The following is a 19379-nucleotide window of genomic DNA, read 5'->3' as shown; positions in this document are numbered from 1 at the left end:
AATAAACATAATGAGTAGTCCGGTTAGTATAGGTTTTCATTCCATTATTAAGATAGATCGCCGTAAGGAAGATGCCATCTATCTACAGATCGTTTATCAATTTATCAATGCCGTCAAGCGAAATTTATTGGAAGAAGGAGATCTGTTGCCCGGAAGCCGGAAGATTGCTGAAGAACTGAGCGTGCACCGAAAAACTATTGTAGCCGCTTTAGCGGAATTGCAGGAACAGGGCTGGGTAAAAATTTTACCTAATCGCGGGACTTTTGTGAAAAATCCTGAGCTTATCGGTACTTCCGGGTCGGCGATTGAAGCATTTAGACAGCCACCTGATTTTGCGCCTTACTTTTTTAGGAAGGAACTCATATTGGATATGCCTATTTCAGAGGTTCCCGAAAGGTACTATTTTACGGACGGAACACCTGATTATAATGTCATTGGAGCGGAGGAACTAGTGCGTTTTTATGCATCCATGGTGAAACGGAAAAAGAAAAGTGATGACTTTCCGACGACGACTGAGGGAAATTTGTTTTTTAGGGATCAGTTAAGCTATTATCTGAATTTAACAAGAGGATTTCATCTTTCCCGGAATTTCTTGTTGCCGATTGCCAGCAGGGAGCAGATTTTTTCAATTTTATCCCGATTATTGATCCGGCCCGACGATATTGTGTTGGTGGAAAATTTAAGTTATTTTCTACCTAACATGATCTTTAATCAAGCTGGGGCCAAGCTAAAAACCATTCCGGTAGATGCGGAGGGGATGATTGTAGATAAGATCGGAGATCAATTTAAACCCGGGGAAATCAGGTGTGTTTACCTCAATACCAGGTGTCAGTATCCGACGACGGTTAACCTTTCCGAGCGAAGGAAAATTCAACTGTTACAGTTGGCCGAGCAGTATAACTTTATTATTATTGAGGATGATGTAGATTTTGAGTCTTCTTTTTTTAAGGAGAAAGGTGAATCACTTTTCCGGAAAAATGGCGGTAACCGCGTGATTTATACAGGTGCTTTCGGTAGTTTCTTTGACCCTGGTTTCCAAATGAATTTTTTGATCGCACCTCAGGATCTGTTGGAAGAGGGAAAAAAGTATTTGAACATCTTCGGAAAGCCGAATTTTATGATCGAGAAGACATTGGGCGAGATTATCCACCAGGGTGATATCTTCCGGTACCAGCGTAAATTTCAGAAAACAATTGCTGAGCGAAAAGAATTGTTTGCACAATTGCTGTTACGGCATTTTGAAGATAAAATCAGGTTTGACGTCCCGGCCTCGGGACTGGCCTTTTGGATACAGTTTAATAAGGTTGTTTCGCTGACAGCCTTGCAAGAGAAAGTGCGGTCGCAGGGACTTTTGTTGCCGAGTAATTGCCTTTATCAAAATAAAACGGTCACTGCATTGCGGTTGGGGTTTGCTCATCTTGACGAACAAAGTATGGTGGCGGCAATTTCTTTGTTGCGTGCAGCTTATGCTGATTTGGTCGAAAATATCGACTAGCTGCTTTGCAGTATATGGGTCAATTTGTTTTTGGCTTCTTGGTGGGGACCACAGAAATCCACAAAGTATGTGTGCTGCCATTGTTTACTTTTGGTAGCCTGTTTGTTCGTTGGCATGCTCCAATCTGGATAAATACGGAATCCGCGTTTGCCCATTTGAGAACCCGCTGTGAGGATTGTATGTTCAACTAACGCCTGTTTTGGAAAGACAAATAGGCCGCAATGCTGGTCTTGCTCAACCAAAATAAGGTAATAATCGAAAGGATCATCTGCAGTAAAGGGAATGGTCTGACCATCGCTGTCACGTTTCCAAAGAGCAACGAATAATCCTACTTTTTTTGGTGTTATCTTGGCCTTTCTAAATTTGAAGTTTTTGTTGCCCAGTTGAAAATTAAAACCATAATAGGCTCTGCCTGTTTGATCTTGTGATAGGCTAGAGCAACGAAGCATAAGTATGCTTTCGAGTTGATCTATCACTTTCCTGATCATATCATCAGCGATCTGTGGGGTTGCCTGATGGTTAAGATTCATGTTGGGGGGTATAGATTAACTGAACAACTCCCGATTTGAATGTGACGCTTTGAACAAGTTTTAGGGATAGTCGTTCAGGTAAGTTTTCGAATAAAGGCTTGCCACTTCCCAGGGCAATAGGGTGAACGGAAATGCGATAGATGTCAACAAGGTTAGCTTGAATGAATGTTTTAATTAGACGCGCTCCACCATATAGCCAAATATCCTTTCCGGGCTGTGCTTTTATTTCCTGAACTTGTTTAGTGATCTCAGTCTGGATGAAGGTAGCGTTTTCATCTTGCCTTGCCTGACTAGAAAAAACATATTTTTTCTTCGCATGGACATTTTTCCAAAGATTTATTTCTGTTTCATCGGCCTTAGCGTGCGGCTGGAAATTACCCCAGGCATCATAGCTTACCCGGCCATAAAAGATGGTATCGACCGAAGCCAAAAAGCCATCGAAATCCATGTCATCATCCATAATGCACCAGTCAACCTCTCCCTGTGAGCCTTCGATAAAGCCATCTAGGGTCATGGCCAGATCCAATATTATTTTTCTCATGTGTGTTATTTGATTTAAACCTGTTACTTGCGTTCCTGTAAAAATAGAAGCTGGGTTAGCTCAACGGCGGATTGTCAGGATGACATAAAGATAGAGAAATAATAAGTTTTGGCCAAATTGCCGAACAACGGAGCAAAGAAAAAGCCCAGCAAAGAATGTCTGGGCTTTGAGATTATATAAGGGGAATAATACTTGCTAAAGAAGTGAAGACCTAGTCTTCATCGGTGATAATATCATCACCATCTAATTCGAAACCTTCACCAAGGAAGGTATTCTCTAGTTCGAATAAATCTGAATCTTTAATCATTTTACTATTTTTTTGATATTCAAAGTTATCATCCTTATTTAAGCTAATCGTCAATATAAAATGAAATTTGTGTTAAGCGATATTGTTATATTTTTTTGAGTACAACATCTAATTTTTCTGCCTGGATGATTCGGCTGAAAAACTCTTTTAAATCAAAATACTCTTCCGGCATAAACAAGGGTTTGTTTAATTGTGTTGCAGATTCTATTATCAGAACATCCGGTGTTGTATTATTGATTTTGAAAATATATCGGGCCGCACGTTCAGGAAGAGCCATACTGATATTTTTTAACTTTCCTTCCGTTGGATATGCATAGCCTTTTGGTAGTTTGATTTCAATGTAGCACTCTTCTTGGACTAAAGAACCAAAGTCGATCGGATAATTCCGCTCAGTTAGGTTGAAGGGATTCTTGGACATTTTGGTGTCAATATAAGGATTGAATAGAAGTTGTTCATTTTGCAGGGTTGCAAAATTCTTAATCTCAATTTCAAACTCCTCCGTTAGTGGTTTGTCAAGAGATTCCCGATTCGATACTTTAAAACTATTGATTTTGATGCGATTGTTTTCTTCATCTATTTTTTCGTAGAATTCTTCTTCAGAATTACTTCCTTGAAGGCGTTCACGCATTTTGGAAGCACCGTAACCGTTACGTGAGGTAATCCATTTTCCTTTTAATGCACCATCTTCCGACAGTTCACCGTAGAAGAAGTTACTGTAAGTAGATGCAAGATTTGCCTCGAGCTTTACCCAGTCAGATTCGCCTTCCAGGGGAATTGATCTTCCCTGAAAGTTAATACATTTCATTGGAATATTTCCAAACATCTCATAGGGAGAGGTCGCATCCAGCAGGTAGTAGTTTTCACCTATTTTTACCTGGGCAATGACATGGTTGAACTCTGATATCGCTGGTGCATAGAGCCCTGCATAGCCATTCTCACGTGTCGATAAAATAACAGGGATGGCATCTAGTTTCGCATAACGTAAGGCATTGACCAGTCCAAGGTTAATATCGGCGCTATTGCCTGTTCTTTTTTCGATGGCTTCTTTGATATTTTTTGCGTAGATCGAATGGCGGTTATTCCATTTTATTTGTTTCTGGAAGTAGGTATACAGTCGTACCGCTTTCTCCAGGTCATCTTTTGAATCCTGCAATACCGGTTCAATGAACTCCTTCAATGCGGTTTTTCGCTTTACTTGTCCACCAAAACTTTCGTCCTGTACAAGTTTATCTCTGACATTTTCCCATGTGAGCGAGAAGTCTTTTGTTGGTCCCATTGGAACGCTATATCTGCCGAGTTCGAAGAAGATAATTGACCTGAAATTTTTGGACGAGGTCATGTAATCTTCCGTGTGGAAAGCCGGGATATTTTCCATGGTGTAGGTAGTTTTACTACCTAGGACTTCACCAACTTGAGAATCCAGGCCTGTGTTGTAGTTTTCTACCTTCCTGTCGCTGACAGCAAGCCCACCTTTTAAATTGGCTTTATAATGGCAGATCTCGGGAATACGCGTGACGTATTGGCTATAAAGTTTCGGAAGATCTTCCTGAAATTCCCAAGCATTTAGGTTAAAGATAAATGGGGATTCCGTACGGTAACGGTATTCGATAATTGTACCTTCCTGAACTTGTGGTATAGCCGCTTTCGTTACCGCATAGTTTTCTGAGGCGTTTTCGTTAAAAATATTCGCTTTGGTCATTTCTGTTTCCACGACCTTATCACCGACAAGGTGATAGGACGCCCCCTTGATGTCCATAAGGACTTCCCGGTCGTTCCCACTTTTATATAGCGGGATGCTGAAATTAGCATAATCATAAGCTTCCTTATTTAATATTTTAATGCGAACATGTTTGAAAAATTCAACGACTAAACCTTTATTCTTGTTGTAACTTACTTCGGCTGAACCGTATTCGCGTAAGACAAAGGCATTTGCTGCCGTATCTATTTTATCAACAGTAATGGCAAAATCTTCCTTTTTTATTTTACCGAACGAAAAATCTTGCGCTTGTAGGTATACACCACTAAGCAGGAGGAGGCCAGTGAAAAAACTTTTCATAAAAAATGACTGTATGGTTAAGAATTATAACACTAAAGTATGAAATAATTTTAAATCCAAACCCTTATAAATTAAATTGGTTGAAAAGATAAATGGATCGATCAATTGCGATTGCTTATTTGTCCCGATAGCGAGATAAACTTGTGTTGTAATTAGATAGGATGTGCTCAGATCGCATCCTTACAAGGTGAATTCGAAGCTTAACGTGACATAGCGGTAGTCTTCCCCTTTCCATTTTGGTCCCGAAAGTAGAATCTCTTTGGCTTTGGCATCGAGGTAATCATTTGCACTTTGGAGAACGCTGATATTTGTTGGGAGTCCATCTTTATCGATATAGAAGCTTAAACGGACAGTGCCCTCATAACGACTTTTAGCTGTTTTTTTCTTGATATAATTGTTGAACGATCTCCAGCCCCAGATCGGTTCGGCACTCTTTGATTTGCGTGAAGACATCGTTGTGACGACGACTTCATCAAGTGTGGCGCCGGAAGGTTGCAGTTTGATCGTTGTATTTTTGCTGCGACGCATATTCAATGCAACAGAATTGTAGCCCAGCGCCATGATGTCGACGAGTGAATCCATTGTACTGGGTTGGATGGTAGCTTGACCCTGTGCGTCGGTATTCGTCGCAAACTTGCTATTGGGTTGAATGATTGTCACTCCCGAAATAGGTAAGCCTGTCTCTTTGTCCCGAATTGTAAGTTGTAGCGGTGTACCTTGTTGTTGTGGGATCGAAATACCTGGAGCTCTGCCTGCAAGTGCATTGTTTAAACTTGAGGTTCCTCGAATCATAATCGTTTGGGAAGCATCTTTTTTCTTTGCCATTGGCGCATAACCGATAACAATTGTACTGTCTGTAGGTCTTAATCCAAATACAGGGCGATCATTATTGAGACCTTCCTTCATTTCTTCCAGTGATTTTACACGTAGGGAGGGTTCCTGGGATAAAACGGTCACCTCTTCCAGTGGGTGCTGTTCATGAAGCCGCGGTCTGTTATTATCTGCTAATTGTGGCGAATGATCTTGAGATCCTATTTTTGATGCAATATCATCTGAAGGAATGATAGAATCTGCTGCTGTAACCTTTGTTTTGGGTTTTTCCTGTGTAACACTTACTTCAGCGGTACGCCTCGCTTCGGATGAATTTTTGTCCTGTTGACGGTAAAGGAGGAGACCAATCCCCAACACGATCACTGCCGCTGCGGCGATGGCAAGTCTCTTCCAATCAAAGACCGTTATTTTAGCGGTATTATCTTTCTGAACACGTTGTGCAATTTGGTTGTTGATTGTTGTAAGTACGGTTTTATTCTGATCCATTTCAATACCTATAAGAATATCCGCCAACATGGGGTCACGTTGCGCCTCCCGTTCAAGCGCATACATCTCCGTAGGAGATAGTTCGCCGTTGACGTATTTCTTTAAGTATGCTATGTCGTAATTACTGTTGCTCATTCCAAGCCTCCATGCAATTTTTTAAATTCCGTTTTCCATTCTGAATATAGCTTTTTACTTCGTTCAAGCTATAACCGGTAGATTCACTAATCTCTTTGTAACATTTTTCCTCCAAAAAGAAGAGTCTAACCGACTGTTGCTGTTTGTCTGGTAATTTTCCCAGACAGCCTTCCATGGCTGTTAGCTGTTCTTCTTTTTCATCATATTGTTCATACTGATGCATGTCTCCCGGAAATTTCACAAATTCATCCAAAGAAATTTGAGTTTTGTTCTTTTGAGACCTCAAATACATCAGACAATGGTTCTTGCTTAATACATAAAGCCACCTTGGGAAGTCCTTGATTTCTTGTTTGTTGACTTTGTGTATTAATTCTTCAAAGATATTCATGACAGCATCTTTACTCAATTCGGAATCTTGGAGATACCGTAAGCAAACATAGTATACCATCTCCGTATGTCGTTGGTATAGATCACCCAATACCTGGAGCTCCTTAGACTCCTGGTAGTGCAGCAAGAGCTCGTGGTCTTGTGCTGTATCTATTTTTGACGACTTGAATGCGAACATTTTATTGGTTAAAAATATTTTTTTTTTCTGGTTTATGGAAATTTAATATTTGAGGCATCCCTTGGCAAAAATGTAAAAGATATGAGAGCAATACTTTTTGTAATAGGCTTGTTGCTATCCTTAGGCGGATATGCCAAGCAAGGATATGAGGTTAGGGGGAAGGTTGTCGATGCGAATACAGGAATGGCAATTGTGGGGGTACAGGTGAACAATGCTGCAACCAAAGCACATGTGCAGACCGATGACAAGGGAAACTATCGTATTCAAGTCCTTGATGGTAAAAACATCTTGATTTTTAGTTATATCGGATATCTTGAGCAGCGGATAGCGGTCAACCATCGGTCAAAGGTTGATGTGGCGTTGGTGCAGCAAAATAATGCGCTGGATGAGGTTGTGGTGACCGGATATGAGCACAAGGCGAAGCGTCAGACGGCATCGGTGATGAATGTTAATGCAGCTTTGTCTGGGCAAGTATCGGGTTTGTATATTAGAGGAACGGCGTATGTGCCCAATCAGAACCAAGAATCTTATCAAAAGTTGAAGGAAAATAGCTTTATCAATCCACGTAAAGAGCCTTTATCGACCTTTGCAGCCGATGTTGATGCTGCTTCCTATAGTAATGTGCGTCGATTTATCAATTCGGGAACTCTGCCTGAAAAAGACGCAGTACGGGTTGAAGAGATGATCAATTACTTTCAGTATCAAGTGGCTGGACCTAAAAATGGTGAACCTGTAAATATCGTCACCGAATTGACGAAGGCACCCTGGAATACAACGCATCAGCTTATGCGCGTCACGTTAAAGGCGAAAGATATTCCGACGGAGAATCTTAAAGCTTCCAATTTGGTGTTTTTGATCGATGTGTCGGGGTCAATGATGGGACCGGGGCGTCTACCTTTGGTGAAAGCTTCGTTGAAAATGTTGGTCGATCAGCTTCGTGCTGTGGACCATGTAGCCATTGTGACCTATGCTGGATCGGCAGTGGTAAAACTGGAGAGTACGCCTGGTGATGAAAAGATGAAAATAAAATCGGCTATTGAGGAGCTGGAAGCCGGTGGAAGTACTGCTGGTGCTGCAGGAATTAAGAAGGCTTATGAAATTGCGAAGCAACAATTTATTAAAGGAGGAAACAACCGGATCATTTTGGCCAGTGACGGCGATTTCAATGTTGGGGAGAGTAGTGACGAATCGATGGAAGAATTAATTTCCAAAGAAAGTAAATCGGGGGTTTTCCTCACAGTATTGGGGTATGGCATGGGAAATCTGAAGGACAGTAAGATGGAAATCCTTGCCGACAAAGGGCATGGGAATTATGCCTATATAGACAATATTTCTGAGGCACGAAAAGCGATGGTAACCGAATTTGGGGGAACTTTGTTTACCGTTGCTAAAGATGTCAAGATTCAGGTCGAATTTAATCCCAGTTATGTGCAGGCATACCGTTTAGTGGGATACGAAAACCGCTTGTTGGAGGCTGAGGATTTTAATAATGATCAAAAGATGGGTGGTGATATGGGCGTAGGACATGTGGTGACAGCCTTATATGAAATTGTACCTGTCGGTGTAGAGTCGGGGGGGATCGGAACGGTAGATCCCTTAAAATATCAACAGCAAGCGGATCAGGCAGCCGGACGGAGAAATGCTGAACTGGCAACAGTTAAATTTCGGTATAAGGAGCCTGAAGGGGAGAAAAGCAAGTTGCAGCAAAAGGTGGTCGGAACTTCTGTTACGGAATTGAACAGTGTGAGTGAAGATTTACGATTCGTAACAGCGGTAGCGGAACTAGGTCTATTACTTCGTGATTCTGATTTTAAGCAAAAGGCCAATTTTGATCAGCTCATAGCGCGAGCAAAAGCTTCTAAAGGCAAAGATGAGGAAGGTTATCGTGCTGAATTTATCCGTATTGCAGAAAATGCCCGGGATTTATCGAGATCGAAAGAATAAATAAAAATGACTAAATAAGGATTTTCAGTAGCAGCAATCGAAATGCTGCTGCTGGAAATAGTTTAGTTTGTGGGACAATAGCCAAAAAAGTAAATAAAATCTATATTTTTGGTCATCAATAAAAGGAACGTATTTTGCTTCTGCTGATTGTCGTTACGTGATATGTGGTAAGCAAGTACAATCTGAGCGATACGTTGTTGCGGTGTAAGGAAATAAAAAATGCTAGATAAATGAAGAATTTTTTCTTGTGCTTTCTTTTGGCTATTGGTATTACAGTACCGTCGGTAGCCCAAAATGCGAGCTTGAATAAACAACAGACCATGGCCTATATTAATAAGCTATATAAGGTTGCTTACCATTATAAGGATACAAAAATTGATACGGTGACGGTAGACGGGAAGGTGTTAACAGTCTTTCTTTCCAGTGGCCAGCATTTTCGAAGTGATATTGCCAAATCAGATGTACTTGTCATCGCAAGAGTAAAATCTGGTTATCAAATTCGATTTAAGTCCTCGCCAAGTACGGATGAAATTTTATGGGCAATCCAAACGGAAGAGGATGCCAAACGTCTGAAAAATGCGTTGGAGCATCTGATTAAAATCGTAAAAACCGAAAAAAAGACAGATCCTTTTGGCAGTTAAGTCACATGGTGGGGCTGATCCGATGGGTAATAGAATGTTCGGCAAGGTATGAGCTTGCCGAACTGAATAGAGAAAGTAGTAGGGCTTGCACATGGATATGTGTTGAGGATTGCTGAGGGGGTAACCAAATGCCTACTAGATATAAAGACGATTGGCTTCATGGCCGAAATTGATGTGGCTGTTGAAACCATCGATTGTAAATCACATCGTTTATACTAATTTAAGGTGTTTACATGAATTCAGGGTTAAAATGTTGTTATCTTATTGTAATTAAGTGTGTTGTGTTCTTATTTTCGAATGGTTTTATTTCTCCTGTTGATGAATTTGTTTCCCTGGAGTGCCTTTATCCTCTTTCCAAGCTTATATTTCCGAGATAGCTGCTATTCATGCTTCGATTAGTCCCGTCAGCTGCTTAGATGTCTGCGAAAAAATCCTTATTTTTACCGATAAAATCACATCGAATTGAGACATCAGGAAAAGTCGAGCCAGATTAGGAGGGAAATAAATCTTTCCTATCAACAGCTTAAAGGAATGTACCCTATCTTAAAAAGTCAGAACAGTATCGGAATGGCCATATTTGCACTAGCGATCCTGGCCATTGTTGTTGTATCGATAGCTTGGTCTCGCGCTCTTGTTCCGGCTTGGCTTATGATTGTCAGTAATGCCTTTTTTATGGGTGTTTTACATGAAATAGAACATGATCTGATTCACTGGCTTTATTTTAAAAGACAAAAAGTGGTTCATCATTTTATGCTTTTTAGTGTATGGATATTACGCCCATTGACTGTCAATCCCTGGATACGCAGGACCTTGCATCATCATCATCATAAATTTTCGGGTACATTACATGATGTTGAGGAACGCAGTGTGACGAATGGCGAGCAATGGTCGATCAAACGTTTGGTAACAACGGCCGATGTTGTATTGGGCGGGCTCTTTCGGCTGCATCGTATGTTTAATGATATGGACAAAGAGGTGAAAAATGGGAATCTAAAATTGGAGACTTCTTCAAAACTAAAACGGATTATGTTTTTAAGCATTGTTCCAGTAACAATTTTTGCACATGTGATCTTATATTTCTTCTTTGCAGACCTATTATTTGATTGGTTAAGAGAGGTTTTTGGGGTGGATTTGAGTTTTCCACATTATGTTGATAACATGTTGATAAGTCTGCATTGGATCATTTATGTTATTCTATTACCAAACTTATTACGCCAATTTTGTTTACATTTTATTACGTCAAACATGCATTATTTTGGCGATGTCGAAGCTGGAAATGTTATTGAGCAAACGCAGGTATTGACAGTTTGGTGGACTTTTCCGATGCAATTGTTTTGTTTCTTTTTTGGCTGGACACATAGCATCCATCATTTTGTTGTCAATGAAACATTTTACGTACGTCATATGGGTCGTAAGAAGGCACAAGAAATCTTACGGAAGTATGGGGTTCGTTTTAATGATTTGGGAACATTTAGGAGGGCAAACCGTTTTCGTGAACTTTCCAACAAAAAAGTTTAATAATTTTTTTACCTTTTTTTACGATAGGTTTTATAGTTACCGTGCTGCTGATAGACAAGAGTTCCTTCTTCACAATAGTTTGATAGGTAAACAGAGAATTTATTGCTTTGACTCTTGTCAATACCCAATTGGACCAATACCTCCGAAACACGTCGTGCTGAGTAGAAAAAATCCGAATGATAGACGAGGTCATCCAGTTTTTTGCTTAGCGTGATTCTTTCCTGTGCATCGGGAGGTAGGGAGTAAGGAGAATTAAAGACAATATCATGCTGAAAAAATATCGTTGGTTGAATTTCCAGGCTACGACATAAGGTTAAAAAATTTGTGAGCGTTAAGTCTTTTCCCTTTTCTATGCCATTGAGTGTTCCTGTAGAAATGCCCGTTAGATGGGATAGATCCCGCAGTGAATAATATAGATCATTTCGTTTCGCGCGAAAGCGTAAACCAATTGTTTCCAGTAATGCTTTGTCTTCATCCGTCATGCAACGAAATGAATGACAATTTGCGCAAAATATAGTTTATTTTTTTGTTTAAAAATTTGCATTTATTCTTTTTTGTTTTATATTTGTTATAACAGATGTTTTTAATCGGTGATAAGAATCATTTCATGAAAGTCTAGGTTGATTTTGAATGAGTGCCAGAACTGAATCTTTAGAGTGACTACTAGCACACCTTATATCTCCAACCTATGTAAATAACCTTAACGATAGTTCGCTATCTTAATGGGACATAGGCATATGAAAAACAAGATACTGTAAGAGAAAAATGTCAATTTGCCTGGCTTCGGTTTCCAAGAATCCGTCAAGTTCCACCGGAGCTAAGGTAAATGACATCGCACGTCAGCACGATGGCCAATTCTATGGTCAGTTTCTACCAGATCGTGTATGGCGAAACAAGTCGGCTTGCCCAGCTTCGGTTTCCAAGAATCCGTCAAGTTCCGCCGGAGCTGTGGTGAGTTGCACATTATCGTCCACTCATAAAATAATAAATCAGATAAAATACGATCAATACACAGACTGCGATGATAAGTGTACGTTTTAAATTTCGTCCAGCGGGTTCATCATCTTTTTCCTCAATGGCAACATCAGGTAATTTCTCCTCCTGTTTTTGGTCGTTATGCTCGGGGATGTCATATTTATTTTCCATGATTCAATTTGTTTGTTATCATAAGTAGAACAGCGGTGGACTGTAAATCGTTGAGTTAGGCCAATTTTTAATTCATATAAAAGACCTGTTTTGTGGCACTGAGTGCGCGATGTGAATAAATAAAACGGTAAAGCATTGTGTTTTTTCGAGTATTTGCATACATTGCGGCTATATTTAACGCGATAAACCTAAACAACCTGTAAACCCTGCGTTTACAAATAATTTTGCGTTGAACGAAGTCTATAATAAATAATTGAGCACTAAATGAAAAGAAGAACTCTTATCGGAACATTGGTAGCTGGATGTATGATGTTGGCTGTTAGTCCAACATTTGCACAACAGAAAGCTGCAAAAAAGGAAATTGGTCTACAGTTATATTCTGTACGTGAAGAAATCGGGAAAAACCCGAATTTCGACCAAATTCTACAAAAGATCTCAGCATTGAGTTATACAGGAGTGGAAGCCGCTGGATACAAGGATGGTAAATTATATAACTTGAGTCCACAAGAGTTTAAGGCAAAAGTAGAAAAAGCTGGAATGAAAGTAATTTCATCACACGCAACGAAGACTTTATCAGACAGGGAGCTTGCTTCTGGAGATTTTACGGAATCGCTAAAATGGTGGGACGAATGTATTGCTACTCATAAGGCAGCGGGAATGAAATACATTGTTACGCCTTGGATGGATGTGCCTAAAACACTTAAGGATCTGGAAACGCAATGTCGCTACCTTGATGCTGTGGGTGCGAAATGCCGTCAGCAAGGAATCGTATACGGATATCACAACCACTCGCATGAGTTTAGAAAAGTGGAAGATAAGGTGATGTACGATTATATGATAGAGCATACAAATCCTGAGAATGTATTTTTCGAGATGGATGTGTATTGGGCCGTAATGGGACAAGTTAGTCCTGTTGATTATTTCAATAAATATGCCGGCAGATTCAAGGCTTTACATATTAAGGATCATCGTGAAATTGGTCAAAGTGGTATGGTCGGTTTTGATGCAATTTTTAACAATTCAAAAGTTGCTGGCCTGCAATATATTTTTGTTGAGCTGGAAGAAACACGTAACGATATTTACACCGGTTTACAACAAAGTATTGATTATCTAAAAAAAGCTTCTTTTGTGAAGGCTAGCTACTTAAAATAGCCGGAAATCGGGAGAAAATTGACCCAGTTGAGACAATTCTCCGTTTGATAGATTTATTATTTTTCGTTAACTTGAATGTAATAAAAAGGGATTTTTTATTGAATTAAATTAGACCATATGAAACGGATTATTGTTGCCACAGACTACGCTGAAGAGGCCGAACATGCCTTAAAGTTTATTATGGAAGTTTTCGCAGGAAAAGAATACGAGCTCGTTTTATTTTCTCTTCAAAATCCTTCCATCCATGCGATGAACGCTCGACTTTCTCCCGATTCTATGTTCAAGATTTTTGAACATCAAAGTAAGGTTTTACGACGTAAAGCCGAGGCTATTACTGCCGAAAGTGGTGTTTTGACTATTCCATATCTGGCAGCAGGCTTGTTTTATGACCAGATTACCAAGTGCATCCATGAGACGAATGCCGATTTGTTGGTGATGGGAATGGCCAAACGTTCCTTTGATCAAGATATGCTTGGCAATACGACCACGGCAGCCATTAGTAAGTTAAAAATACCAATCCTTTCAGTTCCGCTCGGCGCAAAATTTACGGGTCTGGAGCATATTCTTTTTGCCTGTGATATTGTTCGTGGTGTGCAAAAGGAAATTCTTGAAAAAGTAAAGGATTTTGCCGCTGAGTTTGGTGCGGTACTGGAGGTACTCAACATTCGTAAAACAGTGGAGCAGCTAAATGAGGAAAAAGGAAAAGAAACACGAGAAACCATCAACGACGTGATGGGAATCGTAAGTTATTACTACAAAAATGTAACGTCCAATGAGGTCGTAAAAGCTATCCGGGACGAGGTAAAAGAAAGCAGTACGGATCTGTTGGTTATGATCCCCTATAGGTACGGTTTTTGGAGCTCATTGACCCATCGAAGTAAGACGCGTATGATGGCCTCGGGGCTGGATGTTCCTTTGCTGACAATCTCGATCTAATTCTTTTTAACTATAAAAGCCCAGGTGAGCTGAGATCAACTGGGCTTTATCTTGATTGTACTTATTGAAATAGCGGGAGTATCTTATCCCAAATTTGCTGGTAGGCTTTATTGTTCCGGACGATTCCCTTATCTTCATCATAATAATTAGGTGCGTCAAAACTCCCGCCTTTACGCCTTTGTATTGAAAATATATTTAGAACTATTTTTGATCTTTTAGCTTGTAAAGGGCTGATCAGGAAGTTGAAAATTAATTTTTCTCCTTCTTTATTGCTTAGGAGATTATTGTTTTCAAGATATGTACTGGTTTGAATAAATCCCGAAGGCCGATCGAGCTGTACAATAAAATAACCACCATCCTGAAGCACTTGTATTATCTTGCTGTATGCCGAATCACTTGCGATCGGGATAGTTTTAGTACGGTCTGGATTTTGTGCCAACAGGGGGCTGGAAAAAAATAAATACATAAGCAATCAACATCAAGGAGAATTGGATTAAATGTTTCATATTACCGAATTATAGATCTTATCAAGTTAATACTTTAATTTAACAATTTTATTTTTGGCGACAGCTTAGGTAGTCATGCTATTATTTAATTCGTATACCTAATATTTTTAGACTACGTTCTTCCTGATCTAAGGTTGCTATATTGGGTAGGTTAGCCCATTCCCTGAAACCCATTTTTTCAAATAATGCAATGCTTGGAAGATTGTGTGCAAAGATAAATCCCAATAAGGTATGTACGCCTAAATCTGGAGCTTTATCAATGCAGTACTGAAGAATCTGTTTACCCAGGCCTCGACCTCGCTGCTGTTCGTCCAAATAGATACTGATTTCTACTGTTGCATCATAAGCTGGACGACCATAGAAAGATTGAAAACTTACCCAACCAAGTATCTGGTTATTTTCATCTTCTATCAGCCACAGAGGTCTTTTCGAAGCGTTATGTTCGTCAAACCATTTTTGTCTACTGGTAACAGATACCGGGGCAGTGTCTGCAGTAACCATGCGGGAGGCTATTGTAGAGTTGTATATTTCTACTATGCGTGGTAAATCATGTTGTGCTGCGTCGCGAAATTTTAATTGATTCATGGTTTGTACTGTTTAATTGTTGTTTACTGTTTGGTTTGATTCTAATGCCCAAGCTAAAAAGCCATTCATTACCTCGTTCCAATGGGGCTTGTTGTAATCGGGCCGGCCGTCGTTCTGAACTTCAAAATAATTGTGTTCCTGATTATAATAGCGTTTTATAGTTAAGTTGCTTTTCTGATTTTTTATAAAATAAAGAGGTACTAAATCATTTAATTCAGATACAATGTCTTCTGTACCGAAGACGAGATAGATTGGTTTATTAAAGGCCAATAGTTCGTCAATAGCAGGTTGCGAAAATGACTGCCAGGAACGCAAATTGGGATTGTTTTTTAATTTTTCTGGATTGTTGGCATCTTTATAAAACGCATAGGTTTGTTCAATTTTTTGAGCGGCTTGTTGCCAGGAAATTTTTCCTTTTTGAACATCGCGTTTTGCTTGTCGTATATCTTGGTCTATTCGTCCGAATATATTAGTTCCTGATAGGCCTAATTTACTTACTTTTTTATAGCGGTAGGCTAGTTTGGAGGCTACGTGTCCACCCTGAGAGTGACCGAATACAACTAATTTTGAATTATCGACCCATGGTTTTCCGCTAAGATAATCTAATACTGCAACGGCTCGGTCTACATAATTATCTAGATAGTCTGCTTTTTGGTACGCTATACTCGGGATATTTTTATCTTTTGAGTCACCATAATACCAATAAGAGTCATTAAGCTGAGATTCGTCTACGATAACTGGAGTTTCTGGCATTGAAATAACAACGAGATGATACGATTTAATAATATCCTGGTAGTTAAAGTTGGTTAATCCTCCTCCAAAAAGACTTAATCCCTCTTTTTTGTAATTAAAGTATAGCGGCAAGGGTAACGATCCCTGACAAAATAAAAACAGAGGTTTCTTAATTTGTGGATCAGGATCAATGACTAAAAAATCAATTTTACCGTTCGGGTTTTCAAGTTCAAAAAGGGAGGATTCATTATTGACGACGCTGATATTCTGTCCGAAGATAGCTTGTGTTGCGAATAGCAAGCAGATAAAAAGAATGAATTTCATGGCGATCGGCTATGTATTAAATCTGTTTTTGTCAAACTTAGATAAATTGCTTTTTATATGCAATACAATTACCCTTCATAAAGGTAACAATTCATACATGTGAGACATTTCTTGTTGTGCTTCTGGCTGGTTTATATCGATCACAGAGGTAAATTACACGATTTCTGTGTTTTATGAGTAAAATTTACACTAATTTGAACAAATATTTCACTATATAGTGTTATTTTTTTCTCATCTTAGATCATTCAACGAAGAGACATCAGCGTTATTGATGATAGATCTTAGCGAAATAGCTTGTCTTTTCGTTTAGTTATACAGGAACTTTTCTAAGCAGGAATTTTTCACCGAGTTCCGGTCGCCATAAAATCACTAAAAAATTAGCTAAGAAGGATCTAGGGAAGAGATTGGCTAGCAGCTATGCTGTTAGCTACTTTTTTGAATACAACGAATCAATTATGAACGCATTGCAAGCTGTACCTAAAATCCGAATCCGTTCAATGGATGTTATGCGTGGTTTCACGCTGTTCTTGATGCTATTTGTCAATGACTTGTTTATTCCAGGTGTACCTAAATGGCTGGTTCATTCGGAAGCAGAAGAGGACGGAATGGGATTGGCGGATTGGGTATTTCCGGGATTTCTTTTTATGGTTGGAATGGCAGTGCCTTATGCTGTTGCGGCCAGGGAAAAGATAGGTTCATCGACAGCGGTCATTTTTGTTCATATGCTGATCAGAACATTGAGTTTATTGCTTATTGGTGTATTGATACTGAATGGTTCGCGAGTTGATCCACAGCTGACGGGGATGTCACATTTGTTGTGGTTGGCACTGCTATATGTATTCGTTTTTCTGATTTGGAATCATTATCCGAAGGACATGCAATATCAGTCCATTTATAAGGGGCTGCGTGCAGTTGGTATCATGGGGATCATTTATCTCCTGTATATTTTCAAAGCGTCGGATGGAAAAGGCTTGGAAGTAGGGTGGTGGGGGATTTTAGGGCTGATTGGATGGGGATATTTTGCCGCGGCTTCTATTTTCTTATTGAGCAGGGGAAAGATAATTGTGGTTGTATGTGGTTGGTTGGTGTTTTTGGTACTCAATATGCTGAGCCAAATGGGATTTAAAGTTGAATTCCCTGGTGCCGGAAGATATTTACATGTTCTTCTAGCTGGCAATATACCCTGTATTGTGCTGTCCGGAACAACCATAGGGATGCTTATGAAACGTTATGCGGCAAATCCGCGGATATTGTTGCGTTTTTTGCTGATTATTGGTTTGATTTGGCTAGTTGCAGGTTTTGTATTGCGTTTTTGGTTTATTTTATCCAAAATCCATGGTACGCCGAGCTGGGCATTGGTTTGTTGCGGGATTAGTGTATTGCTTTTGATACCACTTTATTATTTCATTGATGTGAAAGGCTACCATCGCGGGATAAGATTGTTTGAGGAGGCCGGAAAGAACTCATTAACGACCTATCTTGCTCCTGATCTGATCTACTTTGTCTGTTGGGGTTTTCATCTTCCACTGTTCTTTTATAAGCAATCGGATTATATGAGCTTAGCTATTGCCGGTTCATTGTTTTGGGCTTTAGCCATGTTGTGGTATGCAATCTTGCTAAAGAAGCTACATATTTATCTGAAACTTTAGTTAGCGAGTAAGCATCAAATGTGAATGCTTTACGGATTATATTTTAGGACGATCAATATCATCTAGAAACAAAATAAAAACCTATTATGGAATGTAAATTGAAATCAATATTTGGTCAGACCTTCACTGTTCTGTTATTGACTTTATTGTTGTATCCTAGTGTAAGTTGTGCACGAGCGAAAAACAAAAAAGTTGTTATCGCCTATGTCACTTCCTGGTCTAAAGTGATGCCTGATCCGACTTATCTGACGCATATCAATTATGCTTTTGCACATGTCAGCGACAGCTTTGACGGCCTACGTATAGATAATGAATCCAGATTGAAGGCTATTACGGATCTTAAGAAAACACATCCACATCTCAAGGTATTGCTGTCCGTTGGCGGCTGGGGAAGCGGTCGGTTTAGCGAAATGGCTGCTAATGAATCTAATCGGCAAAAGTTTGCCAAAGACTGCTGGCGTGTGATGAAGGAGTTTAATCTTGATGGTATTGATATCGACTGGGAATATCCAACGAATTCTTCTGCAGGGATCTCGTCTTCTTTAGCGGATACGGAGAATTTCACCTTGCTCATGCACGATATCCGCAAGGCTATTGGTAAGAAGAAACTGTTGACTTTGGCTTCTGTTGCGAACGGTAAGTATATTGCTTTTGACAAGATTAAGAATGATGTGGATTTTGTCAATATCATGACTTATGATTCGGGTCATCCGCCTTATCATCACGCGAGTTTGCACCGTTCACCTTTATCTGGACATACAACTTGTGTGGAGGCCGTTAAGGCCCACATCGAGGGCGGTATGCCTGTTGAAAAATTGGTGCTGGGAATTCCATTCTATGGTCGGGGCAATAAAACTGAAGTCAAGGGTTTTATCGATTATAAAGATCTGCTTTCACTTCAGGGCTTTGAGCAGAAATGGGACGATGAGGCTAAAGCGCATTATCTTGTCAACGATAAAGGGGATTTTGTACTGACTTATGAAACACCAGAATCGATAGCACTTAAATGCGATTATGTACACACGACAGGACTACTCGGTGCGATGTACTGGGAATATGCGGGAGATACAGAAGGAGGTGTCTTACGGGATGCCGTCTACAAAGGTATTCTAGAATAAACAAAAAAGTCTAACGTGAGTTAGGCTTTTTTGTTTATGGAGGTCACGAGAGCTCAATAGAACCTTTAGTGCCTTTATTACAGTTTATTAAGAAGATAAAAATAGGCAAATAGAATGATATGGGATTACCCAATGTAGTTCTATTTGCCTGTTTTTTTATCTAAATTATAAGATATAAGAGA

Annotated in this window: 18 protein-coding genes; 8 read left to right on the top strand and 10 right to left on the bottom strand. The window is 39.7% G+C overall.

What is annotated here, in order from left to right:
• Positions 1-10 precede the first annotated feature (10 nt).
• Positions 11-1495 (top strand): aminotransferase-like domain-containing protein, encoded by a 1485-nt coding sequence (locus K2F45_RS23025; RefSeq protein WP_248932508.1) that lies wholly within the window; start codon positions 11-13, stop codon positions 1493-1495.
• On the opposite strand, the gene K2F45_RS23020 is transcribed toward K2F45_RS23025, so the two are convergent.
• From K2F45_RS23020 to K2F45_RS23000, 5 genes are all read right to left on the bottom strand, one after another.
• Complete coding sequence (locus K2F45_RS23020; RefSeq protein ID WP_083663754.1) at positions 1492-2025, bottom strand: MepB family protein; 534 nt, start codon at positions 2023-2025, stop codon at positions 1492-1494. The two genes, K2F45_RS23025 and K2F45_RS23020, sit on opposite strands and share 4 nt — an antisense overlap.
• A complete protein-coding gene (locus K2F45_RS23015) occupies positions 2015-2566 on the bottom strand; it encodes a dihydrofolate reductase family protein (protein WP_075994070.1) in 552 nt (183 codons plus the stop codon). Before K2F45_RS23015 ends, K2F45_RS23020 begins: the two co-directional genes overlap by 11 nt.
• Positions 2567-2958: 392 nt before the next feature.
• Positions 2959-4929 carry a DUF3857 and transglutaminase domain-containing protein gene (locus tag K2F45_RS23010; RefSeq protein WP_248932507.1) on the bottom strand — a complete coding sequence of 657 codons (1971 nt, stop codon included), beginning with the start codon at positions 4927-4929 and terminating at the stop codon, positions 2959-2961.
• A 180-nt stretch (positions 4930-5109) separates the two neighbouring features.
• Positions 5110-6381: a TonB family protein gene (locus tag K2F45_RS23005; RefSeq protein WP_248932506.1), complete on the bottom strand. Its 1272-nt coding sequence runs from the start codon at positions 6379-6381 to the stop codon at positions 5110-5112.
• Complete coding sequence (locus K2F45_RS23000) at positions 6368-6946, bottom strand: RNA polymerase sigma factor (RefSeq protein ID WP_075994067.1); 579 nt, start codon at positions 6944-6946, stop codon at positions 6368-6370. Before K2F45_RS23000 ends, K2F45_RS23005 begins: the two co-directional genes overlap by 14 nt.
• 81 nt (positions 6947-7027) lie before the next feature.
• Here K2F45_RS23000 and K2F45_RS22995 point away from each other — a divergent pair, with 81 nt between their 5' ends.
• The 3 genes from K2F45_RS22995 (at position 7028) to K2F45_RS22985 (ending at position 11049) form a co-directional block, all read left to right on the top strand.
• Positions 7028-8890 (top strand): vWA domain-containing protein, encoded by a 1863-nt coding sequence (locus tag K2F45_RS22995; RefSeq protein WP_248932505.1) that lies wholly within the window; start codon positions 7028-7030, stop codon positions 8888-8890.
• A gap of 230 nt (positions 8891-9120) precedes the next feature.
• Positions 9121-9531 carry a hypothetical protein gene (locus tag K2F45_RS22990; protein ID WP_075994065.1) on the top strand — a complete coding sequence of 137 codons (411 nt, stop codon included), beginning with the start codon at positions 9121-9123 and terminating at the stop codon, positions 9529-9531.
• Between the two features lie 462 nt (positions 9532-9993).
• Complete coding sequence (locus tag K2F45_RS22985; protein WP_157626211.1) at positions 9994-11049, top strand: fatty acid desaturase; 1056 nt, start codon at positions 9994-9996, stop codon at positions 11047-11049.
• 8 nt (positions 11050-11057) lie between these two features.
• On the opposite strand, the gene K2F45_RS22980 is transcribed toward K2F45_RS22985, so the two are convergent.
• Positions 11058-11531, bottom strand: coding sequence for a helix-turn-helix domain-containing protein (locus tag K2F45_RS22980; protein ID WP_075994063.1), 474 nt, complete (start codon positions 11529-11531; stop codon positions 11058-11060).
• Between the two features lie 481 nt (positions 11532-12012).
• A complete protein-coding gene (locus K2F45_RS22975) occupies positions 12013-12195 on the bottom strand; it encodes a hypothetical protein (protein WP_075994062.1) in 183 nt (60 codons plus the stop codon).
• Between the two features lie 264 nt (positions 12196-12459).
• Between K2F45_RS22975 and K2F45_RS22970 the strand changes: the two genes are divergently transcribed.
• Both K2F45_RS22970 and K2F45_RS22965 read left to right on the top strand, forming a co-directional pair.
• Entirely contained in the window at positions 12460-13347 is an 888-nt protein-coding gene (locus K2F45_RS22970; RefSeq protein ID WP_248932504.1) for a sugar phosphate isomerase/epimerase family protein, read from the top strand.
• Positions 13348-13464: 117 nt separating this feature from the next.
• The gene (locus tag K2F45_RS22965) at positions 13465-14283 is read left to right on the top strand and encodes a universal stress protein (protein ID WP_120333307.1); all 819 of its coding nucleotides are present in this window, start codon (positions 13465-13467) and stop codon (positions 14281-14283) included.
• A gap of 61 nt (positions 14284-14344) precedes the next feature.
• Here the strand turns inward: K2F45_RS22965 and K2F45_RS22960 are convergent, their stop codons facing one another.
• From K2F45_RS22960 to K2F45_RS22950, 3 genes are all read right to left on the bottom strand, one after another.
• Positions 14345-14749: a hypothetical protein gene (locus tag K2F45_RS22960; RefSeq protein ID WP_248932503.1), complete on the bottom strand. Its 405-nt coding sequence runs from the start codon at positions 14747-14749 to the stop codon at positions 14345-14347.
• Positions 14750-14870: 121 nt separating this feature from the next.
• Entirely contained in the window at positions 14871-15374 is a 504-nt protein-coding gene (locus tag K2F45_RS22955) for a GNAT family N-acetyltransferase (RefSeq protein ID WP_248932502.1), read from the bottom strand.
• A 12-nt stretch (positions 15375-15386) separates the two neighbouring features.
• The gene (locus K2F45_RS22950) at positions 15387-16430 is read right to left on the bottom strand and encodes a prolyl oligopeptidase family serine peptidase (protein WP_248932501.1); all 1044 of its coding nucleotides are present in this window, start codon (positions 16428-16430) and stop codon (positions 15387-15389) included.
• Positions 16431-16885: 455 nt separating this feature from the next.
• On the opposite strand from K2F45_RS22950, the gene K2F45_RS22945 reads away from it, so the two are divergent.
• Both K2F45_RS22945 and K2F45_RS22940 read left to right on the top strand, forming a co-directional pair.
• Complete coding sequence (locus K2F45_RS22945) at positions 16886-18079, top strand: DUF5009 domain-containing protein (RefSeq protein WP_248932500.1); 1194 nt, start codon at positions 16886-16888, stop codon at positions 18077-18079.
• A gap of 86 nt (positions 18080-18165) precedes the next feature.
• A complete protein-coding gene (locus K2F45_RS22940) occupies positions 18166-19197 on the top strand; it encodes a glycoside hydrolase family 18 protein (RefSeq protein ID WP_248932499.1) in 1032 nt (343 codons plus the stop codon).
• Positions 19198-19379 lie beyond the last annotated feature (182 nt).

The sequence above is a fragment of the Sphingobacterium siyangense genome (assembly GCF_023277505.1).
GTDB classification, from domain to species: Bacteria; Bacteroidota; Bacteroidia; order Sphingobacteriales; family Sphingobacteriaceae; genus Sphingobacterium; species Sphingobacterium siyangense.
Note: the sequence above shows the minus strand (reverse complement) of the source record. Positions and strands in the feature narration are given on the sequence as shown.

What these genes read in the sequence shown, in the direction of transcription:
- K2F45_RS23025 (WP_248932508.1), top strand. Translation starts at nt 11, where the DNA reads ATGAGTAGTCCGGTTAGTATAGGTTTTCATTCCATTATTAAGATAGAT.
- K2F45_RS23020 (WP_083663754.1), bottom strand. Translation starts at nt 2,025, where the DNA reads ATGAATCTTAACCATCAGGCAACCCCACAGATCGCTGATGATATGATC.
- K2F45_RS23015 (WP_075994070.1), bottom strand. Translation starts at nt 2,566, where the DNA reads ATGAGAAAAATAATATTGGATCTGGCCATGACCCTAGATGGCTTTATC.
- K2F45_RS23010 (WP_248932507.1), bottom strand. Translation starts at nt 4,929, where the DNA reads ATGAAAAGTTTTTTCACTGGCCTCCTCCTGCTTAGTGGTGTATACCTA.
- K2F45_RS23005 (WP_248932506.1), bottom strand. Translation starts at nt 6,381, where the DNA reads ATGAGCAACAGTAATTACGACATAGCATACTTAAAGAAATACGTCAAC.
- K2F45_RS23000 (WP_075994067.1), bottom strand. Translation starts at nt 6,946, where the DNA reads ATGTTCGCATTCAAGTCGTCAAAAATAGATACAGCACAAGACCACGAG.
- K2F45_RS22995 (WP_248932505.1), top strand. Translation starts at nt 7,028, where the DNA reads ATGAGAGCAATACTTTTTGTAATAGGCTTGTTGCTATCCTTAGGCGGA.
- K2F45_RS22990 (WP_075994065.1), top strand. Translation starts at nt 9,121, where the DNA reads ATGAAGAATTTTTTCTTGTGCTTTCTTTTGGCTATTGGTATTACAGTA.
- K2F45_RS22980 (WP_075994063.1), bottom strand. Translation starts at nt 11,531, where the DNA reads ATGACGGATGAAGACAAAGCATTACTGGAAACAATTGGTTTACGCTTT.
- K2F45_RS22975 (WP_075994062.1), bottom strand. Translation starts at nt 12,195, where the DNA reads ATGGAAAATAAATATGACATCCCCGAGCATAACGACCAAAAACAGGAG.
- K2F45_RS22970 (WP_248932504.1), top strand. Translation starts at nt 12,460, where the DNA reads ATGAAAAGAAGAACTCTTATCGGAACATTGGTAGCTGGATGTATGATG.
- K2F45_RS22965 (WP_120333307.1), top strand. Translation starts at nt 13,465, where the DNA reads ATGAAACGGATTATTGTTGCCACAGACTACGCTGAAGAGGCCGAACAT.
- K2F45_RS22960 (WP_248932503.1), bottom strand. Translation starts at nt 14,749, where the DNA reads ATGTATTTATTTTTTTCCAGCCCCCTGTTGGCACAAAATCCAGACCGT.
- K2F45_RS22955 (WP_248932502.1), bottom strand. Translation starts at nt 15,374, where the DNA reads ATGAATCAATTAAAATTTCGCGACGCAGCACAACATGATTTACCACGC.
- K2F45_RS22950 (WP_248932501.1), bottom strand. Translation starts at nt 16,430, where the DNA reads ATGAAATTCATTCTTTTTATCTGCTTGCTATTCGCAACACAAGCTATC.
- K2F45_RS22945 (WP_248932500.1), top strand. Translation starts at nt 16,886, where the DNA reads ATGAACGCATTGCAAGCTGTACCTAAAATCCGAATCCGTTCAATGGAT.
- K2F45_RS22940 (WP_248932499.1), top strand. Translation starts at nt 18,166, where the DNA reads ATGGAATGTAAATTGAAATCAATATTTGGTCAGACCTTCACTGTTCTG.